Origin of the sequence: Clostridium coskatii, assembly GCF_001675205.1 — a bacterium.
GTDB lineage: Bacteria > Bacillota > Clostridia > Clostridiales > Clostridiaceae > Clostridium_B > Clostridium_B ljungdahlii.
The window spans coordinates 79,357-90,816 of sequence record NZ_LROR01000084.1 but is presented as its reverse complement, the minus strand read 5'-3'; the positions used below and the strand labels follow the sequence as shown (position 1 = coordinate 90,816).

Below are 11,460 nucleotides of genomic sequence, written 5' to 3'. Positions count from 1 at the left end.
TTTTTATATCCTTTATCCCGTAACAATATATGCTTTTCAAAGTACGCCAATAGTTTTCCAGTTACTTCTAAGTAGTTGCTTAATTAAATATCTTTTCAGAATTTCCATCTACTTTTCGAGTGTCTTCCCTAATTTACTTTAAATGGCTAATTAAAAATTTTTTATTATGTTTTCTTAATTTATTATATTTTTTTAAGTAAGCTACAACAATAACTAGATGCTTACAATTAAAACGTGAAATCTTACATTTCTGTAAGTATACAATTTTGCAATTTAAACTCATATTATAAAATCTAGATTATTTTTCACATCAAAACAAAAAAAACCCCAACTTAAAATTAAATTGGGGTTTCTATATTATTTTTGAGGTGCAAAATCAACTTGATTTAATGACATTATTGTAATTATATCGCCATCATCTAAATTTACAGTTACTTGTTTCACTCCAGAATTTCCTAAAATTTCATTTACTTTAGGCATTTGATTCTTACTGTAAACTACAAAATTTCCTTCTCCAACTACTGGTGTCACTACATATCTTCCACTACCAATATCTTCTCCTACACTCCACCTTCCACTATAAAGTGATGTTACTTTATAGTCTGTAATAAATGGAGCTGTAACAGGTTCAAAATGTGTTTTGTTTATACCTTCTAATTGTATTTGTTCATCCTTTACGAGCTTAACCCTTGCTTTAGAAATTCCCATATCTCCTACATTTCCTAAAATCTCATTTACAGTTAAATCTGGTTGCTGCGTATTTTGAATTATAAAATTGCCCTGTCCATCTGCTGGAGTGACATCATATAATCCTTCTTCTATATCTTTCCCTACTGTAAATGTACCGGCTCCCAAATCTGTTACTTTTCCCTGAACCTGCCTCTGCTTAATCTCTTGCTTAGCAGCCGATTTATCTGTATCTTTATTAGTTGAAGCTTTCATATTCGAATTACTACTTGTACTATTAGTTGATGTCTTAGATTGATTTTCACATCCTAATACCAAAGCAATACTGCCAATTATAATAAGTACAAGTGTTATAGTTATTACTTTATGTTTCATAAAATAATTTCCTCCCTAACTTATATGGCTTTAAATATATTGTAATAAAATAGTAACATCTTACTCTAAAAAGTACTAATTCTATCACTTAAATTTGCCTATTTCTTCTTTCAATTTTCCCATTCTCTCACTTGACATTGCTATTTGTTCAACTATACTGTTAGTTTTAGAATTAACATCATCTATCTTTTTAGCAACATTTGTTGTACCCTCAGCTCCCTGTGATGAAGCTTCAGCTAGCTGATCTATAGTTCTTACCATATCATTTACTGATGTTGAAAGGTGCTTTGAAGTACTACTAAAATTTCTTTGCAATATCCTCTATAGCATTTCACTTTTTATCTGAGTAATTTTGCTTTGCATTTCTTATTCCTTTTCATTCATTGTATTAGAATCCGTAGCAATTATATGTTCATACTCTAAAACCCTAAAATCAGAAGTCATATCGCTAATGTTTTGTGAATGCTGCATTGAAGGCATCCATGTTTCATCTATAAATATTATTTCCTTCTAAGTTTAAATTGTTTACATATTTTAAATTAATTTACATCAATTTAGTTATACCCTCCATTAACTAAATTACATTTGAGTTATATATCGTGCCCAAATTTAATTCCTTTACATAATAAAAGTAATTGACAAAGCTTACTCTTTTAATCCAAAAAAGTCCATTACAGTTTTACAAATACTAAAAAAGGACTTCTATAACATAACTATTATAAAAATCCCTTCTCTTATTTTTATCCGATGACTACCTGATCTAATACTCCCACGCGCACAGCGAAAGCGACTATCACCAAATCAAAGATTTGGAATATCTGCTTTTTTCCAAGTGGGAGTAAAGATCAGCTATGTCCCTGGATAACGATTTTTCCTAAAGGATAACGCCTTCTAAGTGCTGAAGCACTAAGAATCCTGTTAATAAGCATCAGGTGGAGTCAAAACTCCATCTGATGCCAAAAACTCTGTTTATATAGCTCTTTTAAATCCTTTTCCCATTATTTCAGAAGCATCAGATATACTTATAAAAGCTTTTTTATCACAAGAAGTAACAATCTTTTTTAATTCAGGTAACTGAGATAAAGGAATTATACAAAAGAGTATCTTTTTTTGTTTTTCCGTATAGGCACCTTCTCCATAGAGCATTGTTACTCCACGGTTAAGGTCTTCAAGTATATGTTTAGTAACATCTCTTTCTTTATCAGTAATAATGATTACCGATTTAGATTTATATAACCCTTGTACTACTTTATCGAGTACAGCAGATGTTAAATACATAGCTATTAACGTATAAAGAGCATTAGGTATTCCAAATATAAAAGCACTAATAGAAACTATAATAAGATTTATATAAAAAGATATTTTTCCTATATCAAAATTAGAATGCTTTTTTCTAATGAGCATAGCTATTATATCCAAACCACCTGTAGACCCATGATATGAAAAAACAATGCCAAATCCTATTCCATTTAAAACTCCACCATAAATACAATAAAGTAAATTATCATTAATATGTAATATATTTGATATAGGTTGTGTAAGAATTAATCCTATTGAAAATGTTAACATTCCTATCAATGAATAGATAGTAAATCGTTTATTTAATTTTATTATGCTTAAAATAAATAAAGGAATATTTAATATAAGTACAACATATCCTGCTTGTATTTTAAATAAATACTGTATTATTAAAGCTATTCCAGTAACACCACCGCTTAATAAATGAGCATGAGTTAAAAACATGTTGACACTAATACATCCCAAAAAACTTCCCAAAATAATAAGCACTACATTTATAATGTCATCTTTTTTTATAAATTTCATAATAAATTTCATATTTTTATAACGACCCCCTTCCTAATTAGTATATTTATTATAATAGTTTTTTCTCACAGGTTCAATATTACAGATTTTTTACTCATACTAATACACACTTATATATTTTTTAAAAGTATAAGTGTGTACCCAAAATAATTCTATTCTCAAAATAATATATAAAGATTAATATAACCTATTATTTACTAATAAAATATCACTTTTTTCTTTTTATTTGTCCTTCGACAATGTTAGGCTGGGATAAGATGGCTGCAATACTACAATTTTTATCAACAAAATCGTTCATCTTTTTAATTTCTTTGTCATCTGCATCTGTTTTAACCAAGATATCTACTTTGATATTTAAACCTATTCCATTTTTAATTTCATCAAAATCACCAGTGATTTGAGCCTCACATTCTTCTAAAGTAATTCTCCTTTTCTGAGCATAACTACTTATCACCATTAATTTGCATCCAGCTAAAGCCACTAATAGCATTTGACCTGGTATGGCACCTTCATCCTTTCCGCCATTCTCAATTGAATGGTCCATAATGTATTCATGATTTCCTACTTTAGCACATACTTTAAATGTTCCATCCAATTTTGCATTACATTTAAGTGTTAACATTACAAACTCACTCCCTCAATAATTTATCATTCTAAGTTATTCTTTATTTGCATTTTAACGTGTTTGTATATAATATGTGACTTTCTATTGTAATGTAAATAAATCTTTATATTTTTTTTACTTTACTTTCAAGTTTATCTGATGGCTACCTACTGTAACACTCCCTCTTCTATCAAAGGAGATACTAGAAATCTTGAGCTTCAGCAATTTAGAGTTCTTATGCTGTGTATAATAGTAGGTACACCCCTAGATAATTCATCTAAACTTATTGGTAGAAACAAAACTCTAAAAGAAAAGTGACTATCACCAAATCAAAGATTTGGGATATCTGCAATTGTAAATTGACTACTAACATAAACAATATCAATGATAAGACGCTTGTATTTTTATCAACATGCGTTTATTATAAAATGCGCGTTGTATAACTTCAATCATTAATCTATTGCGATTTTGTTGGTTATTCATCATATAATAGACATGTGTTGAATAATTATTGAAATTTTTTTGTGGAGGTTTTTTATGGAGGAAAAGAAACTTGATAGGCGTGTGAGAAAAACTAAAAATGCTCTACTTCAAGCCTTGACAAAACTTATGTATAAAAAGAAAGTTAATAGTATTACAGTAAAAAAAGTTTAAAGATGCTATAAAGCTCTGCCAGATTCCTCTAGACGATACATCCTCGGAAGCAGAATCTCACTATGTTATGCCTTTCGCTATATCAGGCTGTATTGGAGTAATACAACAATGGTTGAAAGATAACATGATTGTTTCTCCTAAAGATATGGCTGCCATTCTTGTTAAAATGCTTTAATTTAGAGATATAAGATAATTAAGTTCTGTTTTGCATAAAAAACATTTTGGATTAATTTATTTTTAACATTGATCCAAAATGTTTTTTATTTACAACAAAAATGTTTTGTCTCAGTTATGTAGCTTAAAACATTTTTTTACTCATTTCATCTATTGCCTTACTTACTGTCTCATATACATTTGGGAAATACCCCTTAGGTAAACCCGCAGTCAGGCATGGAATAAAATATTTCTTTCCGTTAGCTTTGCAAGCTTCTTCCACATGTTTGATACAATTTTCAAGTGTCCAATCCGGAAAATCAATCAAACCGCTGTGGAGCCCTCCCATAAAGGATATTTTTCCACCATATTGCTTGATCAGTTCAGGAATGTTATTAGTGTTCATAACGCCTTGCCAGATATCGACGCCCATTTCGATCATATATGGAACTAGGTTAGCGGCATAAGAATCACTGTGGTGAACAATCAATTCAACACCATTGGCTTTATAGTAACCATAGATTTTTTTATAAGACGGAAGAAAGAACTCTTCAAACATTTTAGGAGCCACAAAAGAATTTTTTTGGCTGCCCCAATCATCATGATGGAAAATGCAATCTGGATGAAGTTTTTCAACTATCACTTTTGCAACATCCATCTCATACTGAGTAATGGCATCAATTAACTCATGCATAGCTTCAGGCTCTTCATATAAACCCATTAATGCATCTTCCATACCCATAAGATGATGTGTCATTTCAAAGACACCTGGAGCATAGAAAGGTGCCACAAATTCCTCGTTACGGTCGACAGAATTGGCATGAGCAATAGCTGGAGCCCAAGCTTCATTGGAAGTTGGAATTGTAGGAATTTTAACATACTTCTTCCATTCAGTAACATCTTTTAAAACTCTGTGTTCGTCATCATGAACAGGGAACGCACCAAGTTGACCTTCTGGCCACTGCCATGTTATCCCCCAATTATCTTTCCAAGTACTACCGTAGTTAGATCTACTTCCCAAAGGCATTTCCATGATCATATTCAAAAATTCATATTGATTAACAAAACGATCCGGATTTCCACCTTTAATAGTTTCGAGTAAATTCTGTCTTTTAGTTAACATACAACAATACCTCCTTATATTATTTATGATATATTTATGCCGTTGCTAATTCTTTAGCTTTAACTGCAGCACTACCTGCATCAGGTGTATATGCATCTGCTCCTATTGAAGCCGCAAATTCAGCTGTTACAGGAGCACCACCAACCATTATCTTGAATCCTTTTAATCCACTTTCTTTTAAAGTCTCAACTGTTTTCTTCAAAGCTGCCATTGTTGTAGTAAGAAGTGCTGAACATGCTACTATTTTTACATTTTCATTTGCCTTAACTGCTTCAACAAATTTATCAGCAGGTACATCTACTCCAAGGTCTACCATTTTAAATCCAGTGCTTTCCATCATCATTGAAACTAGATTTTTACCAATATCATGTAAATCACCTGCAACTGTTCCAATAATACATGTGCCTAATGAAGTTGAAGCCCCACTTGCAAGATGAGGTTTAAGCACTTCTACACCTCTTGACATTGCTTTTGCTGCTATTAACATTTCAGGTACAAATATTTCTCCTGTGGAGAATTTATCTCCTACAACACCCATTGAGTCAATCATAGCTTGAAGTATATCTTCTGCTTTGCTTCCCTCATCTAGTGCTTCCTGCACCAATCCTTTAATAAGTTTAGTTTTACCTGCCTCTAAATTAACTTTTACTTCTTCAATTTTAGACATTATTTTTTTCCTCCTTATTGTTTATATAATTATTTATCCTCATCATTATCCTTATTATTTATGTAATTATTTCTTTTTACCAAATATTCCTTCTCTGTATGCTCTAATATATTCCATGCAGTACTCGTCTTCACCTAATAGTGCTTCTGTTGCAAACAACATTCCTATTAAATCCTGATTTAATGGATCAAGAATAAAGCTGTCCATTCCTGCATTCATAGCCAATACTGCAAATGCCTGATTGACAATTTTCCTGGCTGGAATATTAAAGGAGATATTACTAACAGCTCCAACAACATGAATCGTAGGATACAATTCTTTGATTTTCTTCATAACTTCGGTTACCATGGTAATCCCTTCTTCTGATGTACACAGCATTTCAATCAAGGGATCAATATGCATTCTGGACGGATCAATGTTGTATTCTTTTACTTTTGCCATTAACTCTGCAAATACATCCAAACGGTCTTTAGCAGTCTTTGGGATTCCTTTGTCGCTGTTCAAGAGAGCAACACACTGCCATTTTGTATCCGCTATTGCAGGGAATGCCACGTCAATCTTGTCCCCTTCCATTGACACGGAATTGAAAAGGCCTGGCTTCTTACAGTATTTCATGGCTTCTACACATGTGTGGGGGTTAGGACTATCCACTGCAATAGGCACATCGGTTGCATCCTGTACTATGTCTATAAGCCATTTCATTGTTTCCAATTCGATATCATCATCCACTGAAGCACAAACATCAATAAAATCTGCACCTGCTTCTGTTTGCTTTATTGCAAGATTTCTTATGAATTCTGCATCTTTTGCTGCAATGGCTTTACCCGTGGAAGGAATCGCTCCATTAATTTTTTCACCAATTATTATCATAATATACACCCCTTCTTTAAACATTTACTTTAAGTTACAATTACATCAATTAATACTACAACACTTTAAATTTCTTTGATTTGTACCTTATGCTTTTCATCTAAGCTTTTTCCACTTTTAATAAATCCAATACGACGCCAATAACAATCAAACGGCATACCAACATATAGTAATCGTTGACAATTGCAATAGCATTGACTAAATTATCATTTTTAATACCTAATATAAATTACTTACAATAGATATCACAACCATATCACCCATTATATACATAGTTGATAAAAATAAAGCAGCGAGAGTCATAAAATTAGATCGGGTAATTTTACAACATTTTTGGATATTATATGTTTATCATCCTACACCAAAAAGTCCCATTAAACATTTACATTAGGAAAATATAACCTTTTTCAGCTGTTCACAGCATTTAGTTAACCCTAATCATGATATGTATGTGTTGTGTTAATTGAAAAGATATGCCATAATTTGCCATTCTCCTGACTTAATTTATACATTTTTTATTATCATATAAGTAACAGAAGAACCAGCAGAAAGCGTTGTAATTTATCAACCATTTGATATAATTATATTATAACAAATGGAAATTTGTAATTCTATTTGCAGAATATACATTTTTTAAAAAATAATTTATACAAAATGTATGAATTAGAGGTGCTCATGAAATTAAATGCATATATTATCAAAGACTACATATCATTTCCTATAATAACAAGTTTTTTGAATTCCAATCCTATTGATTGCAACCTGGAACGTGTGACGGTTTACTGTCAAGATAAGACACGGCAGTCTTCCGATTTGACTTTGATTAAATTAGATGAGTTAATCTCACTTCGAAATTCTGAGCAGGATGGGGCATATATTTGTTTTGGATATGATAAAAGTATAGAATTTAACAAAAACATGGATATTATTTTTGTAACCTCAGAACTTAATCCACTAGAAATAATGGAAAAGCTGCAAGATACGTTCAACCTGTTTTCAAATTGGGAGAAAAATCTGCTAGAATCGTTAGCCAATAATGCTCCACTAAGGGAACTAGGTGAATCTGCACTTCCGTTCATAAACAACCCGATTGCAATATATACGCCGGGACTTCGAAACATTTTTTTCTGTGAGAGAAAAAAAGCGAGAAATCTGATGCTGTATTCAGAGGAAGACACCAATAAATATTTAAGTCCCGAAGAAATTGATGAACTAAAGTTTAATCCGGAATTTATCAGCACAATAGATGCTACGGAACCAACATTATTTTCTGCAGAAATGTGGGGATATCGAATTCTGTTTTACAACATTCGCATTTGCGACATTTACGTAGCGCGCATAGTAGTCAGTGAAACAGAGAGGCCATTCAAGGTGAGTGACTCCCCGTTACTGAAATTTTTAAGCAGCATATTAGAAGTTTCCATGGTCAAGCAAGATTTCCCGATGAACGATCATCCTAAGGGCTTTGAAACAATCATCAACCAGATTTTAGATAAACAAAGTGTGGATGACTCAAAACTGCAGAAAATTTTACAGTATAAGAACTGGAATATAACGGATTGCTATTTCTGCATTGCAATCGAAGTCAGTAGATATGACCAAGTGATTCATACGGTTTCAACTATTGGCTCCATACTTGAGGCAAATATTCCAGGAAGTGTAGCTTTAGAGCAGAAAGACTATATTTTGGCGATTGTGAATTTAAATGCAGCGACTAAGACAAGAGATGAACTTCTATCCGTATTGGTTTATATTTTAAGAGACGGACTTTTGAAAGCTGGTATAAGCGAAGAATTCCACAATTTTAAAAATCTCAATGAATACTATCTTCAAGCATGTGATGCAATCCGTATTGGAAGCATTTATGATGAAACAATTTGGTGCTACCGTTATGAGCAATACGCTCTAAAGCGATTAATTCTCCGGGCAGCGGCTGAATCAAAGATAGAAGCTCTCTGCCCCAAGGGCTTACTTAGGTTAATGGACTATGATAAAAAACACAGGCGGGAATATACCAAAACTTTGAAAATATATTTGCAAAATAACCTGAGTGTTGCAAAAACTATCCGGCATCTTTATGTGCAGAGGGCAACATTTTTATATCAATTGAAGCGGATTCTTGAAATATCCAAATTAGATTTAGATGATCCTAAAGTCAAGCTTCATTTACTAATAGTATTTGAAATAATGGAAGAAAGGAAATTAATTTTGAATGCCAAAGAACATCCTTTTAAAATTTGATATAAATCCTTATTTCTATAAAACAGCATAACAATTTATTATATAAAAAAAATAAGTGCACGTGTTAAATCACTAATGATGTGTCTAACAATTACACTTTTATGGTACTAAAAGAGACATTTATAAATAAAATATAATTATTTATAAATGTCTCTTTTTTTGGATTTCTAAGTCTCTCATGTACTAAATCTTTTACTTCTTCCTAAAAGTAAAATTGGGAAATAACCTAGTTTATGCACCATTTGCTTATTTATTTTTAAAAATTTATGTCAATTTCTATCGCTGAAGATATTAGGCATTTTCAAAGAAATAACTAGTCAGTATGCTAGCCTATTTTCTTTCAAATACCTTAATCCAGTATCATAGAATCTATAAAATATTCCTGAAAATCATCTCTTTTTGATAACTCTATATATGTTGTTTTATTAATAATATCTGCTGCATTCTCTCTTATTTGTTTTGATAGCAAATATGTTTTAGCTCCACCACCTGCACAATTGCCCACAGATTCAATCTTACCCTTGAGTTCTTTTGGTATCATACCTATATCAACAGAGCTTTCTATATCCATATAATTACCAAATCCACCGCCAATATATACTTTTTCTATTTCATTAAAGTTTATGTTCTTTTCTTTTAAAAGTATTTTGATACCAGCACATACAGCAGCCTTTGCTAATTGAACTTCTCGTACATCCTTTTGTGTAAAGGTAATACTTTCCTCATGTATACTATTTTGTGCTAGAATAAACTGTCTCATATTATCTATCTCAACGATCCTATTCTGATAATCCTTGTTTTCCACTTCGTCCGCTCCTGCCATTCTACCTGCTTCATCTAATATTCCAAACTTCACAAATTGTGCGACAGCATCCAACACTCCTGATCCGCATATTCCGCAGGGTTTTTCATCTCCTATTGTTTCATATATTTTATCCTTTGATAAATCAATCTTGCTTATAGCTCCTTTTACGGCACCAATTCCATACTTAATATTTGTACCTTCAAAAGCTGGTCCAGCAGCCGTAGAGCAAGTTACTACTTCATTTTTATTGCCCAGCGCAATTTCTCCATTAGTTCCAAGATCTAATAATAATGAGTATTTTTCTGAATTTAACATACCACAGGATAATATACCCGCAGTTATATCACTTCCTACAAAAGCTGATATACCAGGAAGTAAGCTTACCATTCCTTTAGTCTTAATTCCAATCTCCTTAGTTTCAAGCTCCAGTGCCTTTGTAACCACCGGGATATATGGGGATTTAGTTATATTTTCACATGGAAGTCCAAGTAATAGGTGAATCATAATAGTATTTCCAACAATAACTATATCATATATGTTATCTTCACTTATGTTATTTTTTTTACATAACAGTTCTATCATATCATTAAGCTGACTTACAATATTATCCTTCAATATACCTAATCCTTTTGGATTCTCAATAGTAAAATTTATTCTTGAAACCACATCAGCCCCATAACTCCTCTGGTTATTAACTCTTGAATCTATATCTATTACTTTCCCATCATTTAGATTTAATAAATAGATTACTATAGTAGTTGTGCCTACATCTACAGCCAATCCATAGTTTTGCTGCAAACAGTTACCCTTTTCTAAGTGTAAAAGACGATTCTTATAAAGTGATGCAGTAACATTAAAATCAGCCTCTCTTAACAAATTACTTATTTGAGGTAAATATTGTAAACCAATAAGTAAATCATCACTTTCACAAGCATCACTTAACCTTCTATAATCATCTCGTTGATCATTAATGGATGGTTTCTCAATTACTAAATATTTTTTCTTAACTACAGTATCTAGCGTATATTGCTGTTCTGTCCCATTTATTAATACTTTCATATCTTTATTCTTTTCTAAAAGTACTATTTCTACATCTTCATTTATAGTAAAATTACAGGATAACCTAAATCCACTCTCTAACTCTTCTTTAGTTAACTGTTTTATATCAAGTGGAGTAGGTTCCTTTAATCCTTTTATTACTTTAACTTTACATTTTCCACAAATTCCTTTTCCATTGCAGGGACTATCTATAAATATTCCCTTATCCATTAATACATTAAATAAATTTTCCCCTGATTTAACCCTTATAATATCTTTACCCTTTTCTGAATTAATAATAAGTTCAATTTTTTTATTCAAAATATTCATGTAATTCCTCCTATGAAGTATTTTTCTTTAAATATAATTATATTCTACTTGAACTGACTTATGTAATGTGCAGAACCTATGGAGTAATT

General features: G+C 31.6%; 10 protein-coding genes. 2 read left to right on the top strand and 8 right to left on the bottom strand.

Translation table 11 applies throughout. The features are described from left to right. Positions 1-357: 357 nt before the first annotated feature. The 4 genes from CLCOS_RS18455 to CLCOS_RS18440 all read right to left on the bottom strand — a co-directional run bounded on the left by CLCOS_RS18455 (position 358) and on the right by CLCOS_RS18440 (position 3,508). Positions 358-1,062, bottom strand: coding sequence for a hypothetical protein (locus tag CLCOS_RS18455; protein ID WP_063602642.1), 705 nt, complete (start codon positions 1,060-1,062; stop codon positions 358-360). Positions 1,063-1,146: 84 nt separating this feature from the next. Continuing rightward, a complete protein-coding gene (locus tag CLCOS_RS18450; RefSeq protein ID WP_063602641.1) occupies positions 1,147-1,377 on the bottom strand; it encodes a hypothetical protein in 231 nt (76 codons plus the stop codon). A 654-nt stretch (positions 1,378-2,031) separates the two neighbouring features. After that, positions 2,032-2,898 carry a YitT family protein gene (locus tag CLCOS_RS18445; protein ID WP_013237430.1) on the bottom strand — a complete coding sequence of 289 codons (867 nt, stop codon included), beginning with the start codon at positions 2,896-2,898 and terminating at the stop codon, positions 2,032-2,034. Positions 2,899-3,094: 196 nt separating this feature from the next. Beyond that, a complete protein-coding gene (locus CLCOS_RS18440) occupies positions 3,095-3,508 on the bottom strand; it encodes an OsmC family protein (RefSeq protein WP_013237429.1) in 414 nt (137 codons plus the stop codon). A gap of 703 nt (positions 3,509-4,211) precedes the next feature. Between CLCOS_RS18440 and CLCOS_RS22870 the strand changes: the two genes are divergently transcribed. Continuing rightward, positions 4,212-4,319, top strand: a complete 108-nt coding sequence (locus CLCOS_RS22870; protein WP_242867066.1) for a TetR-like C-terminal domain-containing protein — start codon at positions 4,212-4,214, stop codon at positions 4,317-4,319. A 123-nt stretch (positions 4,320-4,442) separates the two neighbouring features. On the opposite strand, the gene CLCOS_RS18430 is transcribed toward CLCOS_RS22870, so the two are convergent. The 3 genes from CLCOS_RS18430 to CLCOS_RS18420 form a co-directional block, all read right to left on the bottom strand. Further along, on the bottom strand, positions 4,443-5,420 hold the full coding sequence (locus CLCOS_RS18430) for a uroporphyrinogen decarboxylase family protein (RefSeq protein WP_065080058.1): 978 nt from the start codon (positions 5,418-5,420) through the stop codon (positions 4,443-4,445). Between the two features lie 34 nt (positions 5,421-5,454). Further along, positions 5,455-6,087, bottom strand: a complete 633-nt coding sequence (locus CLCOS_RS18425; RefSeq protein WP_063602640.1) for a corrinoid protein — start codon at positions 6,085-6,087, stop codon at positions 5,455-5,457. Positions 6,088-6,153: 66 nt separating this feature from the next. Then, complete coding sequence (locus CLCOS_RS18420; protein WP_063601795.1) at positions 6,154-6,957, bottom strand: methyltetrahydrofolate cobalamin methyltransferase; 804 nt, start codon at positions 6,955-6,957, stop codon at positions 6,154-6,156. A 675-nt stretch (positions 6,958-7,632) separates the two neighbouring features. On the opposite strand from CLCOS_RS18420, the gene CLCOS_RS18415 reads away from it, so the two are divergent. Then, positions 7,633-9,198 (top strand): PucR family transcriptional regulator, encoded by a 1,566-nt coding sequence (locus CLCOS_RS18415; RefSeq protein ID WP_063602639.1) that lies wholly within the window; start codon positions 7,633-7,635, stop codon positions 9,196-9,198. 349 nt (positions 9,199-9,547) lie between these two features. Here CLCOS_RS18415 and CLCOS_RS18410 read toward each other — a convergent pair whose 3' ends face one another. After that, the gene (locus CLCOS_RS18410) at positions 9,548-11,371 is read right to left on the bottom strand and encodes an ASKHA domain-containing protein (RefSeq protein WP_063602638.1); all 1,824 of its coding nucleotides are present in this window, start codon (positions 11,369-11,371) and stop codon (positions 9,548-9,550) included. Positions 11,372-11,460: the final 89 nt, after the last annotated feature.

What these genes read in the sequence shown, in the direction of transcription:
- CLCOS_RS18425 (WP_063602640.1), bottom strand. Translation starts at nt 6,087, where the DNA reads ATGTCTAAAATTGAAGAAGTAAAAGTTAATTTAGAGGCAGGTAAAACT.
- CLCOS_RS18415 (WP_063602639.1), top strand. Translation starts at nt 7,633, where the DNA reads ATGAAATTAAATGCATATATTATCAAAGACTACATATCATTTCCTATA.
- CLCOS_RS18440 (WP_013237429.1), bottom strand. Translation starts at nt 3,508, where the DNA reads ATGTTAACACTTAAATGTAATGCAAAATTGGATGGAACATTTAAAGTA.
- CLCOS_RS18420 (WP_063601795.1), bottom strand. Translation starts at nt 6,957, where the DNA reads ATGATAATAATTGGTGAAAAAATTAATGGAGCGATTCCTTCCACGGGT.
- CLCOS_RS22870 (WP_242867066.1), top strand. Translation starts at nt 4,212, where the DNA reads ATGCCTTTCGCTATATCAGGCTGTATTGGAGTAATACAACAATGGTTG.
- CLCOS_RS18430 (WP_065080058.1), bottom strand. Translation starts at nt 5,420, where the DNA reads ATGTTAACTAAAAGACAGAATTTACTCGAAACTATTAAAGGTGGAAAT.
- CLCOS_RS18445 (WP_013237430.1), bottom strand. Translation starts at nt 2,898, where the DNA reads ATGAAATTTATTATGAAATTTATAAAAAAAGATGACATTATAAATGTA.
- CLCOS_RS18455 (WP_063602642.1), bottom strand. Translation starts at nt 1,062, where the DNA reads ATGAAACATAAAGTAATAACTATAACACTTGTACTTATTATAATTGGC.
- CLCOS_RS18410 (WP_063602638.1), bottom strand. Translation starts at nt 11,371, where the DNA reads ATGAATATTTTGAATAAAAAAATTGAACTTATTATTAATTCAGAAAAG.